Source organism: Stutzerimonas kunmingensis (assembly GCF_021432085.1).
In the GTDB taxonomy this organism is placed as follows: domain Bacteria; phylum Pseudomonadota; class Gammaproteobacteria; order Pseudomonadales; family Pseudomonadaceae; genus Stutzerimonas.
Map to the genome: position 1 here is coordinate 4,389,407 of NZ_CP090366.1, position 19,601 is coordinate 4,409,007.

The window sequence follows — 19,601 nt, forward strand, 5'->3', positions numbered from 1 at the left end:
CCCTGTAGACCTTGCTGCGCGCGCCCTCCAGCGATTCGCCCGAAAAACCTGTTCCGGCATGTTCCGGCAGCGGGGGAACACCGCAAACCAGGCTGCAGCCCACGTGCTGCCTGGGCTGCAGCCACATCTGTCTGATGCCTGTTCCGGATGTTCCGGGGGTGTCGCCCCCATGACGCGTGCAGGTGAGGCAAACGCGCCATGACCACCACCGCCCTTTCGCCTGACGAAGCCCTGCTACGGGACTGCCTGGCGCTCGACATGCTGAGCCGCAGGACGCCAAGGCAAATCCGCGAATGGCTCGCTGACCCGACTTTCCCCGACGAGTACCGCGAAGACATGCGCCGCCGCTTGAACCAACTGAGAGAGGAGTACCGCAACCATGAATAGCCAACCACTGATTCCGTTGATCACCGGCGAGCAGCTCGCCACAGCAGCAAAGGCCCTGGGCCCGCTGCTGCCGACCGGCACCGACCCCTTCTTTTCTGCCTGGAAGAAGGGCGCCGAGCTGATCGGCGGCGAAGCGTTCCCATTTGCCCAGGGCGGCATTAATACCTGGGCTGACGCCCAGCTGGGCGCCCTGCCCGCGCTCCTGAAAACCCTGAACAGCCTCGACCTGCCGCGCCGCGCCCTACTGCTGACGATGATCAGCCTGGACCGCCCCGAGCAAGCCCACTGGATCACCCGCGAACTCGGCTTGCACTACGGCCACCTGACCGCCCGCCAGCTGGGCGACGAAGTGTTTGCCGCCACCTTCGATCTACTCCGCACCCACCACTGAAAGGAGCAACACCATGACCAAGCAAACTCAAACCCCCACCGCTAGGCCGATGAACAAGCTGCTGGACGCCATGCACCTCCTTGAGCGCTCCCAAGAAGATCTCATCGACGCTGAGCAAGGGCTGGCCGAGGCCAAACGGTCCTTCGACGAACAGGTAGCCCATCTCAATACCGCCTACACCGCTGCTTGCAACCGCGCCATCGAACTGGGTGAAAAGGCTTTTCCAGAGCAATTCGCGTTGCGCGGCATGGTGCTCACCTTTGACGACGAGGGCGGCTGTTCCGTCGAGCGTCGCGAGTTTGCCGAGCCATATCAGCTGCTGAACTGGGCCAAGAAAGCGGGCGAGGAATCAACCCCATGCGACTGACCTACTGCGCCAACGGCGTCTCCGGCCATATCGATCTGCCGATCGCCTGCGTCGAGGTGATGACCGCCGAATCACTGGCCGAGCTGGCCGCGAGCTGCCACTGGCGCGACCACCACCCGACCGCGCTGCCAGGCGAGCTGACGCGGGTTCACCTGCAGGACCTGGACGGCAAGGAATTGGGAATGTTCGAAGTGCGGCGCGACATGCGCCCGATATTCACGGCCAGCGCCCTACCCGGGCGGGGCTGAAAAGAAGGGTGTCGAGGAGGTGCAACTCCCCGACACCTACCACCAGCAAAGGAGCAACACCATGCAAGCACAACACCCAAGCGGCAGCGGAGCAAAGGCTACCACAGCACCCCGTCACCTATTGGTAACGGCCACGTCCATCGTCGGGGAAGCGCTCGTCAGCTACCAGGTGCATAAAACCGCCGAAGCACGCATCCGCTTGGAAAGCGTGGCCGACATGGCCCACCGGCTCGGCGAACTCACCCCGGCCGACGCCGCGGTGATCACCAAGCTGCTCGCCCGACCCTGCGCCGCGCCCCGTGCCGCTGCGCCTACTTTGAACTGAGGTGCCCCATGCAGAACACTAAACCGCTGGACGACCTGGAGCTGTTCGAGCTGATCGTTGCGGCCTACCCCGAGAAATTCGCCGCCCGTGAAAAGGCTGGCGATGACATCTGGGACGAAGTGATGGAGTTCATCGAATGCGAGCTGTGCGGCGACCAGCTCGAGGACTGGCAAGGGCTTGCACGTTTCCTGGGTCGTATCGTCATGCTCACCATGCCGATGGCGAGTGCGATCACCGGAGAAGCACGGCACTGCCTTGGCCCCATTGAAACCAACAACGGCCAGCACTTCATGATGGCTGCGGTCGTCCGTGACGTTGCGAGCTCGGCCGGCGAGGTGGCCCATGGTTGAAATCCGCACCCGCTTCACCGGCATGACCTACATGGCCACCGTGCGCGGTGAGAAACAGACGGCGAGCTGCACCATCGATGCCCGCCACGCTGCCGAAGCACTGGCCAGGAAGCTGGGCTTGGCGCCGGGCCTGCTCCAGGAACAACCCGACCTGCTCAACCCGCGTGAGCGCACCACGTTCACCCACCCGGGCGACCTGCTCGAGGAGGTGGCCAATGGCTGACGCCGCCGTCCAGGTGCTCGAGGAGCCGCCCGAAAAGCTCTGCAAGAAGTGCGACGAGCACTGGCCGGCCGATAGCGAGTTCTTCTACCGCCAGGCAGCCAAGCCGGACGGGCTGAGCGATATCTGCAAGGCCTGTTACGCCGAGCTGCCCAGCGTGCAGAAGCGCAACCGCGACAAGCACGGCCGGCTGCTCTCGGTATGGGAACAACTGGACCTGGAGCGCACCGGCAGCAACGCGCCGATGTGCATGTGAGGAGAACGCCATGCTGATCGATGGACAACTGATCGCAGTACCCGAGGCGCAGCAGCGACAGGCGCGTGAGCAGCTGGATCTGCCATCCGGCTTTGCGCTGGTGGAGGCGACCCAGCTGCTGCAACACGAAACCGGCAACGGCGTGGTGCAGATCCCGCTGCCCGCCGGCCTATTCGTGGCGGCATTCGAGGACCTGAACGGCCAGCGCCGCTATGGTGTGGTCACGCTGGAGGTCCGCCTAACCTGAAAACGAGGCGACACGCAGCAACAGAAAGAGCGCTCCGGCGCTCTTTTTTGTGCCCGAAGAAACAAAGTAAGAAAGTAAGTAAATAAGTAACTATGTAAATACTTAAATACGGATCAAGGCAGCTCGGGAGCAAAAGGGCTTTTGTGCTTTTGCTCCTTCGCCCTTTTAACGAAATGACGCAATGACGAAGCCGTCAATTAACGCAATAACAAATTCGCCGACATTGACCAACCAGAATCAGGAAAGACGAATTCTAGCCACCAATCCTTACAGAGCCCGTCGCGCGGGCCTCCTAGCACGGTTTCGGCTGTGTCATCAGCACCTGCGAGATTATTTTTATCGGTTCTAAAAAGTGCTTGACGCTGCAAAAAATCGATACCTAAACTTCAAGCCCTGATATGTACCACCAAGGGAACGGTAGTAATGGAACACGAACTTCATTCTGCAATTAACACGATGATCGATGAAATGGAGGACGTAGCAAACGTAGTTGCTTACATGGGAACTGCCGCTGCGGCAGGAAGCGGGGACGCGGCCGTGAACGAGGGGCAGCGGTTGATTCTGCAGATGGTGGAAGTTCGTATCAGGAACAACGTAAAGGCGCTGGCCAGCGCGCTGCGTCAGCCAGTCGCGGCGCCGAGCTGTTCGAACAGCTGACGCTGTTGCGCTCGAGGCAGCTGGCGGAGACGGTCGAACAGCAATTGGTCAACCGCCCCAGCTGCAGGGCGCAGCGCGTGCGAGTAGGTGAGGTTCATCACGAAGGTATGACCGCACAGGGGGTCCAGGCACTGGCAGTAGAGCCTGGCGAAGTTTTCCGAAAGCTCGTCGCGGGATCCGATCCGGGCTTTTCCCCGGCAAGCGTTGCAGTAGATTCGCACCCGTAGCCCCTCCCCCGAGGTATCCATACGGGTACTATTCTGCCACAACATGTAGTGGCTATATCGAATCACGTCACTTATGACGCTCAGCGGTGCCTTCGGAAGCAGAGCGTCAAGTTAGAGCCGGAGAAAAGTGGCTCCGCCAGGGCCACGAAAGAATCCGGCACTTGGAACCCTACGCTGGCGATTCGATAAAAATCCCATCCTTCGACAGCGTGATCGTCCACCTGGGCTTTGAGGTATATCGCCGCTTCCTGCCCGTTTTGCGTGGTGCCCTTAAGATCAATGCTTGGCGGTACCGCCACTATTTTGTACTCGTACATCATCGCCCCGAACGTCATGGCCAATTGCCACAACACAATTGTAAGCTGTCCGTATATGCCAGCAAATATGCACATATGTCGCATTCAGCGCGCCGCCGGCTCGTTCCAGGCCACCCGCCGATCGGCGCGCAGCGTGGCGTTGATCTGCAGGAACAGCATGGCGATGGGCCGGATCTCGTTGTTGGTGAACACGCGGTCGATCTTCTCGATGTCGCCGAAGCCGCTGGAGTTCTCCGGCATGATGCCGGCCAGCGCGGGGTTCATGCGGTGCGCGGCGATCACGTCCGCCCGGGTGATGTTCTTGATGCGCTCGAACTCGTCCTTGGTGGCGACGTCCCCGACCGGAATGATCTGAATCGCCTTTTCGGTACCGCCCGGGATGTTCACGAACATCGAGCGGAAGTTGCCCACCCCTTTGCTGCCCGAGATCTGCTCCTGGAGCTTCTTCTCGTCCTCCTCGGTGAGGTCCGGATCGTTGGTGTAGAAGATGAAGCCCGCGTGGGCGCCGTTGTTGTAGTAGCGGCGGAACAGCGTGGCGCTCTCGTTGAGCAACAGCGAGTGCATGCCGCCCAGGTAGTCCGGCACGCCGTAAACGTTCTGCTCCACGTCGTAGTCCATCACGTGCTCCACCTCGTCTTCCTCGAAGTGCAGTTCCTGCCCCTTGGGCAGCAGCATCACAAAGCCGCCGCCGACCTTGCGCCGCATGTTGATCGCCGGCAGGTGCTGCAGCTCGAGCACCTGGCCGATGATGTTGCGCATGCGCTGGAAGTAGGCCTCGCCGAAGACGATGAAATCGAGCGCCGCGCGCCCCATGGTCTGCGCGCTGCAACCGGCCGAGGGGCGGAAGTCACGCAACAGCAGGTTGCGCTTGAACTTCGGAATGGCGCCGTGGTGAGCGTTGGCGCGCAGCAGCTTGGCCAGCCCGGTGCGCGACACCGGCGGCGTGTACAGGCGCCCGTCGTCGCTGGCGAACACGCCCAGGTACTGCCCCATGTTTTCGGCCAGCACCGATTCGGGCGCGCCGAACGAGAACGCCTTGGGCGCCCGATTGGTTGCTTGTTGCTGCTGCGGTTTGCGCTTTGCCATGGCTGACCTGTTCGAGTGATGACCAGCGGCTGCGCCGCCGTTTGTTGGTGTTGAGGGGTTCATGGGCCAGCGCGTGCATGATCGCCCAGGCGATATCGGCATGGCCGGTGGCGTCGGTGCGCGAGGCGCTGTAGGTGATCTGGCCGCTGGCAGTGGCGCCACGCTTGATCGTCAGGAAGGCCGCGGCGATGTCGTTCCAGCCGGCGTCCCACTCGATGCGGCTGCCCTGGACGGTGTCCTGAGCCTTGAGCACCAGGGCATTCTTCGTCTCCAGGCTGTAGTGGATCGGCGTGGCCCGCGGGAAGAAGTCGCGCACCAGGTCGAATACGCCGTAGCCCACCCCGGTGATGTCGATGCCGATGTGCACGACGTTGAAGCGCTCGGTGAGCTTCTTGACCTGGCCGGCCTGGTAGGTGAACGAGTGTCCTCGCCAGCTGTGCTTCTCCAGGATGCGAAACTTGCCGCCGGCTTCCAGCGGTGGCGCGACCACCACGCAGGTGGCGTCGTCGCGTGTGCGGCTGGGGTCATAACCGAGCCAGACCGGGCTGTTGCCGAATGGGCGCGGGGCGTTCGGGTCGGGGTCGTAGTCGGCCCACAGGCTCTGGTCGGAGTAGCAGCGCTCGAGGTCGGCCAGGCTGAAAACGCTCTGCGTGCTGTCGATGAATTTGCACATGTAGAGCTGATCGAAGCGGTCTTCGTCGTTCTCCAGGCGCAGGCGATCGATATCGAAGAGATCGCAGCCGCCGGCCACGGCGTCCTCGATGGTGATGATCTTGCGCCACTGGCCGTCCGGACAGAGCGCGCCCTGGTGGATGGCCGCTTCGCTGGGCCACTCCTGCCCGAGCTTTTTGCCGCGCTTGCTGTTGCGGAACTCCTCGCCAGTCCAGAACGGGTAGGCCTGATGGGTGACGGCGCTGGGCGTGGAAAAGTAGGTTTTTCGCCACTTTTTGTGGGTGGCCATTGCCCCGGCGAGGCTGTTCAGCTTCTCGAAGTCACGGATCCAGAAGTACTCGTCGATGTAGACGTGCCCGTGGTGACCCTGGGCGGTGCTGCTGTTGGTGCTGAGAAAGCGCAGCTCGGCCCAGGGCTTGCCGTCGCGGCTGAGCACGATGGGGTTGCCGGTGAGCTGGATGCCGAACCACTCGGCAGCGAAAGCGATGATGTAGCTGCGGAAGATCTCGGACTGCGCCCGGCTGGCCGAGAGGAACATCTGGTTGTCGCCGGTCAGCACCGCATCCATGAAGGCTTCGGCGGCGAAGTAGTAGGTCAGGCCCACCTGCCGGCTTTTCAGCACATTGCGGATGCGGCAGGTCAGCGGGTTCTGCTTGGCGGCGAACAGCTCCTGCTGGTAGCCGAACATGTTGGCCGTGAACTTCTCCAGGAAGTCGACTTCGGAGAGGCCGGTGACGTCGTTCTTCGGCTTCTTCTCCCGCCGTTCACCTTTGCCGCCCCGCCGCTGTTGCCGTTCGCCCTGTTGCTCTCTGTCCTCGCTCCGCTCTCGCGGCGCGTCGTGGGCCGACTGCTGCGGCTTGGCGCATTGCTTCAGCAGGCGCTCGCGCACGGTGGTGAGGCGGTCCAGCTCGTCCAGTTCGCCCTTGGCCAGCGTGCCGGGTTTCTCCAGCAGCAGGGTGATGCGCCGGCTGACGGCGGTCAGCGGCTCCTCGTCCGTCAGCATCTCGTCCCAGCCGCCCTTGGCGATCCAGTAGTAGACGATCCGGACGTTGGGCAAGCCGAGTTCGGCCTGTATTTCGCGCGGCTTGGCGCGGCGCAGGTACAGGCGCTTGGCGGTTTCTTTGATCTCGATGGAGTAAGGCATGCGCCGCAGTCTATGCGGCGAAAAAGAGGCAAACGCGCAGATAAATTGCGGGCAATTCCTAGATTTCGCAGCTAGGAACGGGGCGAAAGCAAAGCGTTTGAGGGGTACCTGGGCGGTGCCTATGGTGGCGGCATCTGAACCCCGACAGAGCCGAAAAGTTCATGCCCCGCTCCCTTGTTACCGACTGGAAACGCGTCGCCACCAGCGGCAAAACCGCCGACGGCCGCACGATCGAGGCGCAGGACCTGCGCGACATGGCCGAGGCCTACAACCCCGCGCTGTACACCGCGACGATCTGGTACGAGCACATCCGGTATGTCGGCAGCTTCGGCACCGTCACCGAGCTGAAGGCCGAAGACCTGGAAGACGGCAAGGTCGCCCTGTTCGCCAAGCTGCAGCCCAACGACCGGCTGCTTGCGCTGAACAAGGAAGCTCAGAAGCTGTTCACCAGCATCGAGATCCAGCCCGAGTTCGCCGACACCGGCAAAGCCTATCTTGCCGGCCTGGCCGTGACCGACGAGCCCGCCAGCCTGGGCACCGAGCCCCTGCACTTCTCCCGCCGCGCGGATAAGGGCAACTACTTCGCCAACCTCGAGCCGCTGGGCGAGCTGATCGCCGCGCCCGACACGGACGAAGCCGCCGCCCTTTCCTTCTTCACCCGTCTGTTCAGCGCCCTCGGCAAGGGCGGTCCCGAATCCCCCGCAACCCCCAAAGACGAGAGCACCCCAATGGATCCGAAAACCGTGCAGGCCTTCGCCGCAGCGGTGGACAAGCTCGGCACCGTGGCCACCAGCCTGGAAACGAGCGCTGCCACCTTTGCCGCCAAGCCCACCGAGCCCGAGAAGCCCGCCGTCACCGAGCCGGAAGCCGGCAAAGACGGCGACAAGGCCACCGGTATCACCGCCGAGCAGTTCAACAGCCTGAAAACCTCGCTGGATGACCTGACCGAGAAATTCAACACCGCGCTGAACCAGGGCAAGGGCAAAGACGTGCCCAACACCACTGGCGCGGCCGACGACAAACAAGAGGCCGTGTACTGATATGAGCCTGAGCCAAGCAGCCCGTCTGAAATTCAGCGCCCTCGCCGTTGCGATCGCCACCACCTATGGCGTGGAAACGGTGCGCGAGGAATTCAACGTCACGCCGACCCACGCGCAGACGCTGAACGACAAGATCACCCACAGCTCGACCTTCCTATCCCGGATCAACGTGATCCCGGTCAGCGAGATCAAGGGCGAAAAGGTGATGCTGGGTACCAGCGGCACGGTGACCGGCCGTACCGACACCAGCAACGCCGACCGCGTCGCTCGCAACGTGCTGGGCCTGGACGGCAAGGGCTACGAGCTGTTCGAAACCCACAGCGACGTGGCGCTGAAGTACGCCAGCATCGACGCCTGGGCCAAGTTCCCGAACTTCCCGCAGCGCTATTCCGCCGCGGTGCAAAAGCAGATCGCGCTCGACCGCATCATGATCGGCTGGAACGGGACCAGCGCCGCCGCCACCACTGACCGCGTAGCCAACCCGCTGCTCCAGGACGTGAACAAGGGCTGGCTGCAGATCGCCCGCGAGCAGGCGCCGGAGCAGGTGCTGGCCCAAGGCGCCAAGGTGGCCGGCAAGATCCAGATCGGCGCGACCGGCGACTACGCCAACCTCGACGCCCTGGTGCACGACGTGTCCCTGATGATCGACGAGGAGTTCCGCGACGGCGGCGACCTGATCGCCATAGTCGGCCGCGAGCTGCTGGCCCACGACAAGGCCAAGCTGTACGCCGCCCAGGGCGACACCCCGACCGAGAAAGAACGCATCGAGATGGCCCAGGTGATCGCCACCTACGGCGGTCTGCCGACTTTCACCTGCCCGCACTTCCCAAGCCGCGGCGTGGTGGTCACCAGCTGGGACAACCTGTCCATCTACTTCCAGGACACCAGCTGGCGTCGACACATCCAAGAGAACCCCAAGCGCTCCCAGGTTGAGGATTACAACAGCCGCAACGAGGGCTACGTGATCGAGCAGCTGGGCAAGTTCGCGGCCATAGAGTCAGCCAACGTGGAGTTCGTCTGACATGAGCCTGGCCCTAGCCCATAAGCGCCGCGTGCGCGAACAGGGAGCGGCAGCAGCGGCCACCGGTGCGCGGGCTTACACGCCCGCCACCGCCCTGGTCGGCCCTGCCAACGCCCAGAAGCACCTGGCCCTGATGACCACCGCGTTGGATGCGGACCTGGAGCGCATCAGTGCCATCAACAGCCGCGAGGCACGCCAGGCACTCAAGCGCGACGAGCTGCTGCCCAAGTACCTGGACTACGTGCAGCGCTACCGCGAGTCGGGCCTGAACCACCCGAACCCGGTGCTGATGCAGGTGCTGGTCTGGCTGTTCGACACGGCGCAGTTCGAAGCCGGCATCGAGCTTGCCGATTTCGCGATTGGGCAGGGCCAGCAGCTGCCGGAACGCTTCAAGCGTGACGTGCAGACCTTCGTCGCCGACGAGCTGATCGACTGGGCCGAGGCCGAGCACAAGGCCGGCCGCAGCCCGGAACCCTACGTGTCGCAGCTGCTGCCGCGTGTGGATGGCAACTGGGACGGCTTCAAGCAAGGCGGCGAATCCGAGCGCCCCGCCCCCTGGCAGCTGTTCGAGCGCATCCCAGCCCGATACCACAAGTTGCTCGGCGTGCTGGCCATGGACCGTAAGGACTGGGGCGCGGCTGTTGAGCACCTGAATCGTGCCACCGAGCTGTACCCGGAAATCGGCGTGAAAACGCGCCTTGAAGGTGCCGAGAAGGCGCTGCGCAAGCAGCAGGCCGAAGCCGGTACCGCGTAACCAGCTACCCCCCCCCAGCGGGGCCTGCCCAGGTGTTCCGGCTTTGAGCCCGTACCACCCGACGCAGCCACCCCGCCCTATTCGAGCGGCCAGCGATGAGCTTTTCAGGTAAACCGACCACCCTGGTGGACCAAGCGATAGAGAACGACGGCTTCTGGCCGGACCTCTCCGTCGCCGAGTTCCAGAAGGGCTACCGCCTGCCGGCGGAATACCTGAGCGAGCTGCTGGCCGAGGGCATCGCCTTTGCCATGGGCGAAGTGAACGTCGACCTGGCCAAGCGCAAGGCGGATTGGCAGGTGGCGGGCGTCACCAGCGTGGAAAGTGCGGACCCCATGGTCCTGCCGGAGCGCACATTTCACGTAGCGACGTACAAGCGCGCCGTGTACTGCCGCGCCAAAGCGTACCTGCTGCAGCAGTTCGCAACGGTGAACCGCCGCGAGTCGGCCGAGAACATCGCCAAGGAATCACCCGCCACCGAAGACCAGTTCCTCGCCTTCAGCCAACAGGCCGTGCGCCTGCTGCAAGGCCGTGGCCGGATTACGGCGGTGCTGCTGTGAACAAGCTCCGCGCCCTGACCACCTTTCTGCTCGAGCGCCGTTTGGTCGCTCCGGAACAGCTCGATAGCTGGGCCGAGCAGGTCACGCTCAACCTCACCTGGAAGCCCGACCTGGACGGCCTGCACCTGGGCGACATGCGCTACCGCGCGGTGATCGTGATGGAACGCTTCGCCGACCACCCGGGCCGGCTGATGGCCCTGCTCGGCAGCTGGCTGGAGAACCACGACCCCGACCGGGACGACGATCTGCCGGCGCCGACCTTCGACATCGAGCAGCTGGACAACGACCTGGCCGACGTTGAGCTGACCCTGGAATTCGTCGAACCGCAGTACCTGGCCGAAGCCGATGACGGCGAGATCGAGGCCTTCGGCAAGCGCTGGGCCTTCGTCCCGTTCGACCTGTGGATTGCCGAGCACGGGGAGGTGGCCAGTGGCAGCCAGTAACCCGTTCAACCTGGACGTGCGCGGCCAGCTCGACGTGGCCGCCCAGCTCGCTCTGCTGGACCTGCCGCCCAAGCTGCGCCGCCGGCTGATGAACCGCACCGCCCTGCGCATTCGTACCGGGTGGCGTAAGCGCGTCCGTGAACAGGCCGACCTGCACGGCAGCGCCTTTGCTCCCCGCGCTCGCAAACGCAAGAAAGGCCAGAAGCCAAAGATGCTGACCGGCCTGGCCACCGGACTATCCGTGGTGCGCCTGACAGAGGACGCCGCCGAGCTGGGCTGGGGCAAGCGCAAGACCGCGATGATCGCCGGTATCCACAACGCTGGGATGGTGCAGCGCCGCACCGCCGGCCAGATGCGCGCCTTCAGCCGGGTCACCCCGCTGATGGCGACCGCCGAGCAGGCCAAGCGCCTGCGCCGGCTCGGTTTCAAGATCCGCGCCGGCAAGACCAAGCGCGGCGGCCAGCGCTGGCTACGGCCGTCCTCGGACTGGATCGTCCAGAACATCAAGTACAGCCAGGCGGGCCTGCTGATTCGCCTGCTCAAGCAAGAGAAACCCGGCCCCACCAGTTGGGAGATCGAGCTGCCCAAGCGCGAGTTCTTCGGCGTGGCCAACCAGCAGGAAGTCAACGAGCTGATCGCCTACCTGCTCCCGCAAATCCTTAACTCACCCCGCTAGCGAGGCACTGCATGGCACTCGGCAAAGTCAGCGTCAACAATCTCAACCTCGGCCAGGGTGCCGTGACCGAGATCGAGCGCTATTTCCTTTTCATCGGCCCGGCCGCGGCGAACGTCGGCGAGCTGATCCCCCTGAACACCCAGAGCGATCTAGACGCGGCGCTGGGCGTTGCCGACAGCGACCTGAAACGCCAGGTGACCGCGGCGCGCCTGAACGGCGGCGACCGCTGGGCCTGCCTGGCTGCGCCGATCGACGCGGTAGCCGGCAGCTGGCAGGACGCCCTGGAGTACTCCCAGCAGCAGGGTTTCTCGGTCGAGGCGGTGGTGATCACCTCGCCGGTGACCAGCGGCGCCGAGCTGAGTGCGATGCACGACGCCGCGGTGATGCTGAACAGCACCTACGGCCGCCGCGTGTTCGTGATGGCGGCAAGCGCCGGTTGCGATCCGGACCTGCAGACCTGGAGCCAGTACCTGATCGAGCAGCGCGCCATTGTCCAGGACCTGGCCGCGCCGCGCGTGCTGGTGGTACCGCAGCTGCACGGCAACGACCTGGGCGTGCTGGCCGGGCGCCTGGCCAACGCCGCAGTGAGCATCGCCGACAGCCCCATGCGCGTGGCCACAGGCGCTGTGCTGGGCCTGGGCGAAACGCCGGTGGACGTCGACGGCATCCCGCTGCCTTCGGCCATCCGCGCCGAGCTGGACAGCGCCCGTTTCAGCGTGTCGCAGACCTACCCCGACTACCCGGGCGTGTTCTGGGGCGACGGCAACATGCTCGACGCGCCGGGCAGCGACTTCCAGGTGGTGGAGTACCTACGCCTGGCGGACAAGGCCGCGCGCCGGGTGCGCATCCTGCTGATCCAGCGGGTCGCCGACCGCCGCCTGAACAGCACCCCCAATTCCATGGCCGCGGCCACCAGCGCGCTGATGGCGCCCCTGCGCGCCATGTCGCGTTCGGTGCAGTTCGCCGGCCAGGTGTTCCCGGGCGAGATCGAGCCGCCGAAAGACGGCGACATCGTGCTGGTGTGGCAGAGCAAAACGAAGGTCGAGGCCTACCTGAAGCTCAAGCCCTACAACTGCCCGAAAGACCTCACGGCGAACATCGCCCTCGACCTTTCCAACGACGATTCGGAGTAAGCCCGCATGGCACGTATCGGTGGCAAAAACTTCGACGTGAACCTGGGCGATCTGCTGGTTCACGTCGAGAGCTGCACCCTGGACATCACCGACAACACGGCGGTGGCGCAGGACAAGGGCGTGCCGAATGGGCACGTGGACGGCGACGTTTCCGCCGGCGGCGAGATGGAATTCGACACCGCCAACTTCAACCTGCTGATCGAGGCCGCCAAGCGCGCCGGCAGCTTCCGCCAGCTCGATCCGTTCGACTCGGTGTTCTTCGCCAAGGCCGGCGAGGAGGAGCTGCGCGTGGAGGCCTTCGGCTGCAAGTTGAAGGTATCCAGCCTGCTCAACATCGACCCCAAGGGCGGCGAGAAGAGCAAGCACAAGGTGCCCTTCGACGTCACCAGCCCGGACTTCATCCGCATCAACGGCGTGCCGTACCTCGCCGCTGAAGAGATCGAGGGCCTGCGCTGATGGCGGACTGGGTCGATCGCGCGGTTGACCGCGAAGAACGGGAGCTGGAGCGCGCCCTGGCCGCCCAGCTGGCCCGCTCACCGAACGGCCCGAGCCTGCACCACTGCCAGGACTGCGACGAGGAGATCCCCGCCAAGCGCCGCGCGTTGGGTGGGGTGACCCGTTGCACCCCGTGCCAAACCCTTTTCGAGAAGCGAGCCACCCGATGAGCAAGAGCCCCTGGCCGAACTTCAGCTACGCCGAGCTGCGCTGCAAATGCGGCCGCTGCGGCAGCGACGGCACCGAGATGGACCCAGCCTTCATGGAGGCGGTGCAGCAGCTGCGCGAGCTGTACGGCCAACCGCTGGTGGTGAGCAGCGCCTACCGCTGCCACCAGCACCCGGTGGAGGCGCGCAAGACCAAGCCCGGCGCGCACAGCACCGGCGCGGCGCTGGACATCGCCTGCAGCGGTGCGGCGGCGGTTTCCATCCTGCGCCTGGCCATGACGCTGCCCTTCACCGGCATCGGCATTCAGCAGAAAGGCAGCGGGCGGTTCATTCATCTGGACATGGCGCCGGCCGAGCAGCTGCCCCGCCCGATGATCTGGAGCTACTGACCATGAAGTACTCGTTCAAGACCCAGCTGTTGGCCTGCGCGCTTGCCCTGGTCACCACCCTCGGCATTGCCGCTTGTACCGGTAGCAACCCGGTGGCCACCGCCGCCGGCACGCTGGTGAGCCGCTACTGCGCGGCGCCGGAGATCGGCCGCAGCGTGCTGCGTGAGGCGATCGCCACCAGCACAGCGCCGAACCGGATCCGCGTGGAGTGCGCCGCCGATGCCTTTTGAAAGCGACCTGGAGCTGCGCCATGTGCCCGGCGACGCGCTGTGGAAGGTGGTCAAGCCGCTGCAGTACCGCACCGCCGACGGGCGCCGCGTGATCGTGCCGGTGGGCTACCGCACGGACCTGGCCAGCGTGCCCCGCCTGGCCTGGCGCATCGTGCCGCGCGACCACGTGCAGGCCCGCCGGCCGGCCGTGGTGCACGACTTCATCTACACGAACCTGACCCACCGCTTCACCAAGCGCGAGGCGGACAGGATCTTCCACGCCGCCCTCCTCGAGGAAGGCATGAACAAGGCCCTGGCCTGGCTGATGCACACCGCGGTGCGCATTGGCGGGCGTGGCAACTGGAGCGCCTGACATGGGCCTGCTGGAGAACCTGATGAACCTGCTGCCGGAGCTGCTGCTGACCGCCGTGATCGGCTTCCAGGCACATCTGTTCCGGCAGGTGAGCGAGGCGCGACGCGAGCACCTGGAGCTGCGCGTGGAGATTGCCCAGAACTACCCGAAAACCACCGATTTCGAGCGTGCCATGGACAAGCTGGAAAGCAACCTGCGCGCCCACATCGAAGCCCTTATGAGGAACAGAGCATGACCGCACAACGCCAGATCGTGATCACCATCGGCGCCGCCGACTTCACGTTCAACCTGTCCGCCCAGGACGTGACGAAGTACTTCAACGCGCTGACCCCAAGCAACAAGGTCGCCCCGGGCCACAACCTGCTGACCACCACCGTGCAGGCCGACCAGAAGGAGGCCCTGCGCCCGCTGCTGGGCAACCCGGTGCTGACCATGCAGGTGGCCGGCGCGCTGCTCGAGGAGTACAGCCCGGACGTTGAGGTGGCGGTAAAAAAGCCCTCCACCGAGCTGAACGACTGACCGAAGACGGCCTGGGCCAGCTGATGGCCCTGGCTGAACGCTGGCTACCTGGCGCGGCGCCCACCCCCGAGAACATGGGCACCGCCAAGTGGCTGGAGGACGAGTACTGGAGACGCATGGAGATCGCCGTGGCGAACGGCATTGCCCACGCGTTGAATGGATAGCAAAAGCCCGGCACTTGGCCGGGCCCTGGTGGACGTCAATGAGTTCTGCGGCCTGCTTAAGCGCGCTTCTTCCGCTCAGTCTGCATGGCCTCCCAGCCTTTGCAGGCGAGGGCCAGCGTGCGCGGTACGGGCTCGCGCCCGTTGCTGTAGCGGCTGATGGTGCGCTTTGCCACGCCGAGCGCTACCGCGGCTTGCTCCAGACTGAGGCCGCTGCGGCCACGCCAGCCGATGAAGGTGCGGGTGTTCTCGTCCGGCGCAGCCTGGGCCAGGGCGTCGAGGTACAGCGTGTCGGCGCCGATCTGGATATCCAGCGCGGGCCACTCAACCGTCCAGCCATCATCACCCAGCGCAGCGCAGGCGAACGCCTTGCGGTCTCGCAGGGGCTTGAGACCAGGATAGGTGGCCAAGTCCTGGCTCATATCCAGCAGCAAGCTGCGCCCGTCGACGAAAGTCAGGGCCAGCTTGTTGCCGGGGCGGGCCTGCACAGCCCGCAGGCGGGGGCGCTTCATGGATGCCATAGGTTCCACTCCTTCAGCAGAGCAATTCGGTTCTCTCGCACCCACGCCAACGCTTCTTCAAGCACGACCTTGGGCGCTTTACCGACCATAACTTCGCCTGTTTCCAGGCTGATCTGTACGTCCACCCCGGCGCCGGTCAAGTGCACATGCGGCGGTAGGTGGTCCTTCTCCCGCAGCTCGATGCGGTACTTATCGCGGAATCGGTGTTTGGTAGACATGGCCGGACTATATCGCCAATTTGGCGATACCTCAAGCGAGGTGCCCCATGGCAACTAACAGCGCCGCGCTCAATTTCATCCTGAAGCTGACCGACCAAGTCAGCGCCCCGCTGGGCAAGGTGAAGATGGGCTTCAACGAGCTGGCCGAGAAAGGTCAGGACAACATCCGGCAGATGGGCTTCGGCCTGGCCGGCATGGTGGGCGCTGGGCTGGCCATCAACGAATCGCTGCAGCCGGCGCTGGAGATGAACCGTGCCCTGGGCGAGGTGAAGTCCCTCGGCGTGGCCGAGGACGCGCTGCAGCGGCTGAACGACAAGGCGCTGGAGTTCTCCGTGGCCTACGGCGCGAACGCCCGTGACTTCGTGGCCTCGGCCTATGACATCCAGTCGGCGATCGCCGGGCTCACCGGCGAGCAGCTGTCCTCTTTCACCAACGCGAGCAACCTGCTGGCCAAGGCCACCAAGGCCGACGCCGGCACGATCACCAGCTACGTCGGCACCATGTACGGCATCTTCAAGAACCAGGCCGACGCCATGGGCAAGGCCGAGTGGGTGGAGAACCTGACCGGCCAGACGGCGCTGGCTGTGCAGATGTTCAAGACCACCGGCAAGGACATGAGCGACGCGTTCACGTCGATCGGCGCCAGTGCGACGTCCGCCGGCATCGGCCTGTCCGAGCAGGTGGCCATCCTCGGCACGCTGCAGGCGACCATGGGTGGCGCCGAAGCCGGCACCAAGTACAAGGCCTTCCTGTCTGGCGTTGGCGGAGCCCAGGAAAAGCTGGGCCTGTCGTTCACCGACAGCCAGGGCCGGATGCTGCCGATGCTGCAGATCCTGGAGAAGCTCAAGGGCAAGTTCGGCGACACGCTGGACGTGGCCGAATCCGACGCGCTGAAAAAGGCGTTCGGCTCCGATGAGGCCGTGGGGCTGATCAAGCTGCTGATGACCGACACCACGGGGCTGGCCAACAGCATGGAGCAGCTTGGCAACGTGCACGGCCTCGAGCAGGCCGAGAAGATGGCCAAGGCCATGGTCGACCCCTGGCAGCAGTTCGGCGCCGCAGTGCAGGCGCTGCGCATTGCCTTCGGCCAGGCGCTGATTCCTATCCTGACCCCGCTGATGGAGCGGCTGACCGGCATTGCCGGGACCATGACGCGCTGGGCCGGGCTGTTCCCGAACATCACCCGCCTGATCGGCATCGCCACGCTGGTGGTGTTCGGCCTGGCTGCCGGTATCGGCGCGATCACCTTCGTGGTGGCCCTGGCGAAGACCGCCTGGCTTGGCCTGTCTGCGGTGTGGACCATCGCCACCGCCGCCGCCTGGCTGTTCAACGCAGCGCTATGGGCCAACCCGATGACCTGGGTGGTGGTGGGGCTGATCGCCCTGGGCGTGGCGATCGGCGCCGCGATCATCTACTGGGACGAGATCACCGCGGCGATCATGAACACCGCCGCCTTCCAATGGGTATCGGCCCAGCTGACCGCCCTTTCCGATTGGTTCGCCTCGATGGGTGGCTGGAGTGGCATGGCCAAGGCCGCGTGGGACGGCATCCTGGCGATCTTCTACGGGGCCATCAACGGCCTGATCGCCATGCTGAACAAGATCCCGGGCGTCGAGATCGATGCCCAGTTCAGCGCCATGCCGGAACTGCCTGGCGCGAACGCGGTGATGACCGCGACGGAGCAAGCCGAACGGGCGCAGAAAGCCCATGCCACGATCAACAACGCCATCCCGAGCCTTTCCCCACAGCGCGCCACTGCGGTGCCGCCGGGCGGCCTGCTGACCAGCATCCAGAACACCAGCAACCAGGACAAGGGCACCCGGGTTGAGAAAGTCGAGATCCACACTGGCAAGGCAATGAGCCCGCTCGAGCTGGAAAACATGCTGGGTATGGCGGTGGGCGGATGAGCGACTACATCGACCTGCTGATCGCCGACAACGACCTGGTGCTGGACCTGTCCCGCCAGCCGCTGCTGGTGGACGACCGAGCCAGCATCGCCCAGGACATCGCCCACATGATCCGCGACAGCGGCCTGCTGGTGACGCTGGTGGCCGAGCGCGACCGGCTGCGCCAACGCGACTGCATCCAGCAGATGGAGCTGCTGGTGGAGGCCGACGAGCGCTTGGTACCCGGCACCGCACTGATCACCCAGGTGGAGCCAGGCCAGTACCTGGTCACCGCCAAGACCTTGAAATTCGGCAGCATCGAGGTGGCCCTGTGAGCGACGTGGACTTCAAACAAGCGCTGATGGATGCGGGCATCCCCACCACCGAGGCGGGCCTGCGCCAAGCCTGGGAAAGTGAGGTGACCGCCCAGGGCAGCAAGCTGAGCAACACCAGCGCGTACTCACCGTTCTGGCGTGTCGTCACCGCCCTGGTGACCAAGCCCGTGTTGTGGTTGCTGGAGTTCGTCAGCGGCACGGTGCTGCCGAACTTCTTCGTGAAGACCGCCACCGGCGCCTGGCTGGACATGCTGGCCTGGGCGGTGAACGTGGAGCGCAAGGGCGCGACCAAGGCGCGCGGCGTGCTGCTGTTCACCCGCCTGGAAGCCGGCGGAGCGCTGGAGATACCGGCCGGCACGGTGGTGCAGTCCGCCTCGATCAACGGCCACGTCTACCAGTTGGTCACCACCACCGCCGGCACCTTTACCGACGGGCTGATGCAGTTGGAAGTCCCGGTGGAGGCGGTGGACGTCGGCAGCGGCTACAACCTCGCGCCGGGCTATTACGCCATCCTGCCGCAGCCGGTACCGGGCATCGCCGCGGTGGTGAACAACGAAGGATGGCTGGCTTCTCCGGGCGCCGATCCGGAGCCGGACAGCGAGCTACGCCTGCGCGTGCGCAACCAGTTCTCGGCGGTGAACCAGTGGCACACCGACGCGGTGTACCGCGCCATGATCGCGGCCTTCCCGGGCGTGCGGCCCGATGGTGTGTACTTCGAACATGGCGCGCCACGCGGCCCGGGCAGCGCCAATGCCTTTGTGTTGTTCGAGGCGGACGTGCCGGGCGAAACATACCTGGAACAGATCAACGCGCACATCCGCGACGGCGGCAACCATGGCCATGGCGACGACCTGCAGGTGATGGTGATGCCGGAAACCCTGCACGACATCAGCCTGACGATCTGGCCGCGCTCAACCTTGACCGCGACGCAACGCGAGACGCTGCGCGAGGAGGTGGCGCTGTTCGTGCGATCGGCGTTCCGCGAGAGCACGCCACGTGATTTCCAGCCGACTTTGACGTACCCGCAGTCGCGCTTTTCATTCAGCCGGCTAGGCGAGGAGCTGCATCAGCAATTCCCGGGCATCGAGTCGTTGGATTTTACGAATGCGGACATCGTGTCCGAGCTGAGCATCCCGCGCATCCAGAGCCTGGAGGTGGTGAATGCGTAAGGGAGGAAAGACGGCGACCGGCGAAAACCAATGGGGAGGGGCGTCCGACCGGCCGGCCGTCACACGCACTGACCGGTGCACGGTAGCGAAGTTCCCGGAGGAGGTGCGCCGATGATCAAGCTCGAGCTGCCCTTCTGGCTCGCCGGTACCGAGCTGAACAAGCTCAAGGCCGCGGCCTCGTCCTGGTGGGCAAAGGTCGAGGGCTGGATGCGCTGGCCCCTGCTGCAGATGGATGCGGATACCTGTCACCTGACCATCCTGGATCTGCTGGCCTGGCAGCGTGACATCACCCGATTCAAGGGCGAACCCGAGGCGCTGTACCGCCTGCGCGTGAAGTTCGCCTTCATCAACGCAGTGGACGCCGGCAGCGTCGCCGGCATGAAGCGGATCCTGCAGCGCCTGGGCGTCGGCTACGTCGAGATCGAGGAGCGCCAACCCGACCGCGACTGGGACGTGGTGCTTCTGCAGCTCACCGACGGCCAGCTGGCACAGAACCCAGAGCTGCTGCGCGTGCTGATCCAGCAGTACGGCCGCACCTGCCGCCGCTACGACTTTTCCACCATCACACCGGTGCCGCTTTCCGTGGCACTGGTCGATTTCAACGACGACCAGCAGACGCTGGTTGCCAAGCTGTAGGAGAG

General features: G+C 64.8%; 34 protein-coding genes. 29 read left to right on the forward strand and 5 right to left on the reverse strand.

Annotation, left to right across the window (positions count from 1 at the left end; translation table 11 throughout):
* The first annotated feature begins 198 nt into the window (after positions 1-198).
* From LW136_RS20945 to LW136_RS20990, 10 genes are all read left to right on the forward strand, one after another.
* A complete protein-coding gene (locus tag LW136_RS20945; RefSeq protein ID WP_234174006.1) occupies positions 199-387 on the forward strand; it encodes a hypothetical protein in 189 nt (62 codons plus the stop codon).
* Positions 380-778, forward strand: a complete 399-nt coding sequence (locus LW136_RS20950; protein WP_234174008.1) for a hypothetical protein — start codon at positions 380-382, stop codon at positions 776-778. The genes LW136_RS20945 and LW136_RS20950 overlap by 8 nt, the downstream gene beginning before the upstream one ends.
* Positions 779-791: 13 nt before the next feature.
* Positions 792-1,145: a hypothetical protein gene (locus tag LW136_RS20955; protein WP_234174017.1), complete on the forward strand. Its 354-nt coding sequence runs from the start codon at positions 792-794 to the stop codon at positions 1,143-1,145.
* The gene (locus LW136_RS20960; RefSeq protein WP_234174019.1) at positions 1,136-1,393 is read left to right on the forward strand and encodes a hypothetical protein; all 258 of its coding nucleotides are present in this window, start codon (positions 1,136-1,138) and stop codon (positions 1,391-1,393) included. Before LW136_RS20955 ends, LW136_RS20960 begins: the two co-directional genes overlap by 10 nt.
* Before the next feature lie 61 nt (positions 1,394-1,454).
* A complete protein-coding gene (locus LW136_RS20965) occupies positions 1,455-1,718 on the forward strand; it encodes a hypothetical protein (RefSeq protein ID WP_234174020.1) in 264 nt (87 codons plus the stop codon).
* Positions 1,719-1,726: 8 nt separating this feature from the next.
* On the forward strand, positions 1,727-2,068 hold the full coding sequence (locus LW136_RS20970; RefSeq protein ID WP_234174027.1) for a hypothetical protein: 342 nt from the start codon (positions 1,727-1,729) through the stop codon (positions 2,066-2,068).
* Positions 2,061-2,291, forward strand: coding sequence for a hypothetical protein (locus tag LW136_RS20975; protein ID WP_181119293.1), 231 nt, complete (start codon positions 2,061-2,063; stop codon positions 2,289-2,291). The genes LW136_RS20970 and LW136_RS20975 overlap by 8 nt, the downstream gene beginning before the upstream one ends.
* On the forward strand, positions 2,284-2,544 hold the full coding sequence (locus tag LW136_RS20980) for a hypothetical protein (RefSeq protein WP_234174028.1): 261 nt from the start codon (positions 2,284-2,286) through the stop codon (positions 2,542-2,544). Before LW136_RS20975 ends, LW136_RS20980 begins: the two co-directional genes overlap by 8 nt.
* Positions 2,545-2,554: 10 nt before the next feature.
* Positions 2,555-2,791, forward strand: a complete 237-nt coding sequence (locus LW136_RS20985; RefSeq protein ID WP_234174030.1) for a hypothetical protein — start codon at positions 2,555-2,557, stop codon at positions 2,789-2,791.
* Between the two features lie 423 nt (positions 2,792-3,214).
* Positions 3,215-3,448 (forward strand): hypothetical protein, encoded by a 234-nt coding sequence (locus LW136_RS20990; protein WP_234174032.1) that lies wholly within the window; start codon positions 3,215-3,217, stop codon positions 3,446-3,448.
* On the opposite strand, the gene LW136_RS20995 is transcribed toward LW136_RS20990, so the two are convergent.
* The 3 genes from LW136_RS20995 to LW136_RS21005 all read right to left on the reverse strand — a co-directional run bounded on the left by LW136_RS20995 (position 3,412) and on the right by LW136_RS21005 (position 6,894).
* Positions 3,412-3,669, reverse strand: coding sequence for an Ogr/Delta-like zinc finger protein (locus LW136_RS20995; protein WP_234175293.1), 258 nt, complete (start codon positions 3,667-3,669; stop codon positions 3,412-3,414). The two genes, LW136_RS20990 and LW136_RS20995, sit on opposite strands and share 37 nt — an antisense overlap.
* A gap of 407 nt (positions 3,670-4,076) precedes the next feature.
* Positions 4,077-4,928 (reverse strand): phage portal protein, encoded by an 852-nt coding sequence (locus LW136_RS21000; RefSeq protein WP_234175294.1) that lies wholly within the window; start codon positions 4,926-4,928, stop codon positions 4,077-4,079.
* Positions 4,840-6,894, reverse strand: a complete 2,055-nt coding sequence (locus LW136_RS21005) for a terminase large subunit domain-containing protein (RefSeq protein ID WP_234174033.1) — start codon at positions 6,892-6,894, stop codon at positions 4,840-4,842. Before LW136_RS21005 ends, LW136_RS21000 begins: the two co-directional genes overlap by 89 nt.
* A gap of 161 nt (positions 6,895-7,055) precedes the next feature.
* Here LW136_RS21005 and LW136_RS21010 point away from each other — a divergent pair, with 161 nt between their 5' ends.
* From LW136_RS21010 to LW136_RS21080, 15 genes are all read left to right on the forward strand, one after another.
* The gene (locus tag LW136_RS21010; protein WP_234174034.1) at positions 7,056-7,934 is read left to right on the forward strand and encodes a GPO family capsid scaffolding protein; all 879 of its coding nucleotides are present in this window, start codon (positions 7,056-7,058) and stop codon (positions 7,932-7,934) included.
* Between the two features lies 1 nt (position 7,935).
* Positions 7,936-8,955, forward strand: a complete 1,020-nt coding sequence (locus LW136_RS21015; RefSeq protein ID WP_234174035.1) for a phage major capsid protein, P2 family — start codon at positions 7,936-7,938, stop codon at positions 8,953-8,955.
* Between the two features lies 1 nt (position 8,956).
* Positions 8,957-9,709 carry a phage terminase small subunit gene (gene gpM, locus LW136_RS21020; RefSeq protein ID WP_234174036.1) on the forward strand — a complete coding sequence of 251 codons (753 nt, stop codon included), beginning with the start codon at positions 8,957-8,959 and terminating at the stop codon, positions 9,707-9,709.
* Positions 9,710-9,804: 95 nt separating this feature from the next.
* Positions 9,805-10,266, forward strand: coding sequence for a head completion/stabilization protein (locus LW136_RS21025; RefSeq protein ID WP_234174037.1), 462 nt, complete (start codon positions 9,805-9,807; stop codon positions 10,264-10,266).
* Positions 10,263-10,709 (forward strand): phage tail protein, encoded by a 447-nt coding sequence (locus tag LW136_RS21030; protein WP_234174038.1) that lies wholly within the window; start codon positions 10,263-10,265, stop codon positions 10,707-10,709. The genes LW136_RS21025 and LW136_RS21030 overlap by 4 nt, the downstream gene beginning before the upstream one ends.
* A complete protein-coding gene (locus LW136_RS21035; RefSeq protein WP_234174039.1) occupies positions 10,696-11,385 on the forward strand; it encodes a phage virion morphogenesis family protein in 690 nt (229 codons plus the stop codon). The genes LW136_RS21030 and LW136_RS21035 overlap by 14 nt, the downstream gene beginning before the upstream one ends.
* 11 nt (positions 11,386-11,396) lie before the next feature.
* Positions 11,397-12,518: a DUF2586 domain-containing protein gene (locus LW136_RS21040; RefSeq protein ID WP_234174040.1), complete on the forward strand. Its 1,122-nt coding sequence runs from the start codon at positions 11,397-11,399 to the stop codon at positions 12,516-12,518.
* 6 nt (positions 12,519-12,524) lie between these two features.
* Positions 12,525-12,974 (forward strand): DUF2597 family protein, encoded by a 450-nt coding sequence (locus LW136_RS21045; protein ID WP_200596454.1) that lies wholly within the window; start codon positions 12,525-12,527, stop codon positions 12,972-12,974.
* Positions 12,974-13,183, forward strand: coding sequence for a TraR/DksA family transcriptional regulator (locus LW136_RS21050; protein ID WP_181119320.1), 210 nt, complete (start codon positions 12,974-12,976; stop codon positions 13,181-13,183). Before LW136_RS21045 ends, LW136_RS21050 begins: the two co-directional genes overlap by 1 nt.
* On the forward strand, positions 13,180-13,569 hold the full coding sequence (locus LW136_RS21055) for a D-Ala-D-Ala carboxypeptidase family metallohydrolase (RefSeq protein ID WP_234174041.1): 390 nt from the start codon (positions 13,180-13,182) through the stop codon (positions 13,567-13,569). The genes LW136_RS21050 and LW136_RS21055 overlap by 4 nt, the downstream gene beginning before the upstream one ends.
* Before the next feature lie 2 nt (positions 13,570-13,571).
* A complete protein-coding gene (locus tag LW136_RS21060; protein WP_181119324.1) occupies positions 13,572-13,799 on the forward strand; it encodes a hypothetical protein in 228 nt (75 codons plus the stop codon).
* Positions 13,789-14,151, forward strand: a complete 363-nt coding sequence (locus LW136_RS21065) for a DUF1353 domain-containing protein (RefSeq protein WP_234174043.1) — start codon at positions 13,789-13,791, stop codon at positions 14,149-14,151. The genes LW136_RS21060 and LW136_RS21065 overlap by 11 nt, the downstream gene beginning before the upstream one ends.
* Position 14,152: 1 nt before the next feature.
* Positions 14,153-14,386: a hypothetical protein gene (locus LW136_RS21070; RefSeq protein WP_181119328.1), complete on the forward strand. Its 234-nt coding sequence runs from the start codon at positions 14,153-14,155 to the stop codon at positions 14,384-14,386.
* Complete coding sequence (locus LW136_RS21075) at positions 14,383-14,670, forward strand: putative phage tail assembly chaperone (RefSeq protein ID WP_234174045.1); 288 nt, start codon at positions 14,383-14,385, stop codon at positions 14,668-14,670. Before LW136_RS21070 ends, LW136_RS21075 begins: the two co-directional genes overlap by 4 nt.
* 23 nt (positions 14,671-14,693) lie before the next feature.
* Positions 14,694-14,834 (forward strand): DUF6890 family protein, encoded by a 141-nt coding sequence (locus tag LW136_RS21080; RefSeq protein WP_200596464.1) that lies wholly within the window; start codon positions 14,694-14,696, stop codon positions 14,832-14,834.
* 56 nt (positions 14,835-14,890) lie between these two features.
* On the opposite strand, the gene LW136_RS21085 is transcribed toward LW136_RS21080, so the two are convergent.
* Complete coding sequence (locus LW136_RS21085; RefSeq protein WP_234174046.1) at positions 14,891-15,352, reverse strand: helix-turn-helix domain-containing protein; 462 nt, start codon at positions 15,350-15,352, stop codon at positions 14,891-14,893.
* Complete coding sequence (locus LW136_RS21090) at positions 15,340-15,570, reverse strand: DUF4160 domain-containing protein (RefSeq protein ID WP_234174049.1); 231 nt, start codon at positions 15,568-15,570, stop codon at positions 15,340-15,342. Before LW136_RS21090 ends, LW136_RS21085 begins: the two co-directional genes overlap by 13 nt.
* A gap of 47 nt (positions 15,571-15,617) precedes the next feature.
* Here LW136_RS21090 and LW136_RS21095 point away from each other — a divergent pair, with 47 nt between their 5' ends.
* The 4 genes from LW136_RS21095 to LW136_RS21110 all read left to right on the forward strand — a co-directional run bounded on the left by LW136_RS21095 (position 15,618) and on the right by LW136_RS21110 (position 19,596).
* Positions 15,618-17,477, forward strand: coding sequence for a phage tail tape measure protein (locus LW136_RS21095; RefSeq protein WP_234174050.1), 1,860 nt, complete (start codon positions 15,618-15,620; stop codon positions 17,475-17,477).
* Positions 17,474-17,791 (forward strand): DUF2590 family protein, encoded by a 318-nt coding sequence (locus tag LW136_RS21100; protein ID WP_181119341.1) that lies wholly within the window; start codon positions 17,474-17,476, stop codon positions 17,789-17,791. The genes LW136_RS21095 and LW136_RS21100 overlap by 4 nt, the downstream gene beginning before the upstream one ends.
* Positions 17,792-17,817: 26 nt before the next feature.
* Entirely contained in the window at positions 17,818-18,960 is a 1,143-nt protein-coding gene (locus LW136_RS21105; protein WP_234175295.1) for a baseplate J/gp47 family protein, read from the forward strand.
* A gap of 111 nt (positions 18,961-19,071) precedes the next feature.
* Positions 19,072-19,596, forward strand: a complete 525-nt coding sequence (locus LW136_RS21110) for a phage tail protein (protein WP_234174051.1) — start codon at positions 19,072-19,074, stop codon at positions 19,594-19,596.
* Positions 19,597-19,601 lie beyond the last annotated feature (5 nt).

What these genes read in the sequence shown, in the direction of transcription:
- LW136_RS21070 (WP_181119328.1), top strand. Translation starts at nt 14,153, where the DNA reads ATGGGCCTGCTGGAGAACCTGATGAACCTGCTGCCGGAGCTGCTGCTG.
- LW136_RS21055 (WP_234174041.1), top strand. Translation starts at nt 13,180, where the DNA reads ATGAGCAAGAGCCCCTGGCCGAACTTCAGCTACGCCGAGCTGCGCTGC.
- LW136_RS21040 (WP_234174040.1), top strand. Translation starts at nt 11,397, where the DNA reads ATGGCACTCGGCAAAGTCAGCGTCAACAATCTCAACCTCGGCCAGGGT.
- LW136_RS21100 (WP_181119341.1), top strand. Translation starts at nt 17,474, where the DNA reads ATGAGCGACTACATCGACCTGCTGATCGCCGACAACGACCTGGTGCTG.
- LW136_RS20975 (WP_181119293.1), top strand. Translation starts at nt 2,061, where the DNA reads ATGGTTGAAATCCGCACCCGCTTCACCGGCATGACCTACATGGCCACC.
- LW136_RS21095 (WP_234174050.1), top strand. Translation starts at nt 15,618, where the DNA reads ATGGCAACTAACAGCGCCGCGCTCAATTTCATCCTGAAGCTGACCGAC.
- LW136_RS21105 (WP_234175295.1), top strand. Translation starts at nt 17,818, where the DNA reads ATGGATGCGGGCATCCCCACCACCGAGGCGGGCCTGCGCCAAGCCTGG.
- LW136_RS21085 (WP_234174046.1), bottom strand. Translation starts at nt 15,352, where the DNA reads ATGGCATCCATGAAGCGCCCCCGCCTGCGGGCTGTGCAGGCCCGCCCC.
- LW136_RS21045 (WP_200596454.1), top strand. Translation starts at nt 12,525, where the DNA reads ATGGCACGTATCGGTGGCAAAAACTTCGACGTGAACCTGGGCGATCTG.
- LW136_RS20970 (WP_234174027.1), top strand. Translation starts at nt 1,727, where the DNA reads ATGCAGAACACTAAACCGCTGGACGACCTGGAGCTGTTCGAGCTGATC.
- LW136_RS21090 (WP_234174049.1), bottom strand. Translation starts at nt 15,570, where the DNA reads ATGTCTACCAAACACCGATTCCGCGATAAGTACCGCATCGAGCTGCGG.
- LW136_RS21005 (WP_234174033.1), bottom strand. Translation starts at nt 6,894, where the DNA reads ATGCCTTACTCCATCGAGATCAAAGAAACCGCCAAGCGCCTGTACCTG.
- gpM (WP_234174036.1), top strand. Translation starts at nt 8,957, where the DNA reads ATGAGCCTGGCCCTAGCCCATAAGCGCCGCGTGCGCGAACAGGGAGCG.
- LW136_RS20955 (WP_234174017.1), top strand. Translation starts at nt 792, where the DNA reads ATGACCAAGCAAACTCAAACCCCCACCGCTAGGCCGATGAACAAGCTG.
- LW136_RS21010 (WP_234174034.1), top strand. Translation starts at nt 7,056, where the DNA reads ATGCCCCGCTCCCTTGTTACCGACTGGAAACGCGTCGCCACCAGCGGC.
- LW136_RS21060 (WP_181119324.1), top strand. Translation starts at nt 13,572, where the DNA reads ATGAAGTACTCGTTCAAGACCCAGCTGTTGGCCTGCGCGCTTGCCCTG.
- LW136_RS20965 (WP_234174020.1), top strand. Translation starts at nt 1,455, where the DNA reads ATGCAAGCACAACACCCAAGCGGCAGCGGAGCAAAGGCTACCACAGCA.
- LW136_RS20990 (WP_234174032.1), top strand. Translation starts at nt 3,215, where the DNA reads ATGGAACACGAACTTCATTCTGCAATTAACACGATGATCGATGAAATG.
- LW136_RS20960 (WP_234174019.1), top strand. Translation starts at nt 1,136, where the DNA reads ATGCGACTGACCTACTGCGCCAACGGCGTCTCCGGCCATATCGATCTG.
- LW136_RS21065 (WP_234174043.1), top strand. Translation starts at nt 13,789, where the DNA reads ATGCCTTTTGAAAGCGACCTGGAGCTGCGCCATGTGCCCGGCGACGCG.
- LW136_RS20985 (WP_234174030.1), top strand. Translation starts at nt 2,555, where the DNA reads ATGCTGATCGATGGACAACTGATCGCAGTACCCGAGGCGCAGCAGCGA.
- LW136_RS20950 (WP_234174008.1), top strand. Translation starts at nt 380, where the DNA reads ATGAATAGCCAACCACTGATTCCGTTGATCACCGGCGAGCAGCTCGCC.
- LW136_RS21075 (WP_234174045.1), top strand. Translation starts at nt 14,383, where the DNA reads ATGACCGCACAACGCCAGATCGTGATCACCATCGGCGCCGCCGACTTC.
- LW136_RS21110 (WP_234174051.1), top strand. Translation starts at nt 19,072, where the DNA reads ATGATCAAGCTCGAGCTGCCCTTCTGGCTCGCCGGTACCGAGCTGAAC.
- LW136_RS21050 (WP_181119320.1), top strand. Translation starts at nt 12,974, where the DNA reads ATGGCGGACTGGGTCGATCGCGCGGTTGACCGCGAAGAACGGGAGCTG.
- LW136_RS21015 (WP_234174035.1), top strand. Translation starts at nt 7,936, where the DNA reads ATGAGCCTGAGCCAAGCAGCCCGTCTGAAATTCAGCGCCCTCGCCGTT.
- LW136_RS21080 (WP_200596464.1), top strand. Translation starts at nt 14,694, where the DNA reads ATGGCCCTGGCTGAACGCTGGCTACCTGGCGCGGCGCCCACCCCCGAG.
- LW136_RS21025 (WP_234174037.1), top strand. Translation starts at nt 9,805, where the DNA reads ATGAGCTTTTCAGGTAAACCGACCACCCTGGTGGACCAAGCGATAGAG.
- LW136_RS20945 (WP_234174006.1), top strand. Translation starts at nt 199, where the DNA reads ATGACCACCACCGCCCTTTCGCCTGACGAAGCCCTGCTACGGGACTGC.
- LW136_RS20980 (WP_234174028.1), top strand. Translation starts at nt 2,284, where the DNA reads ATGGCTGACGCCGCCGTCCAGGTGCTCGAGGAGCCGCCCGAAAAGCTC.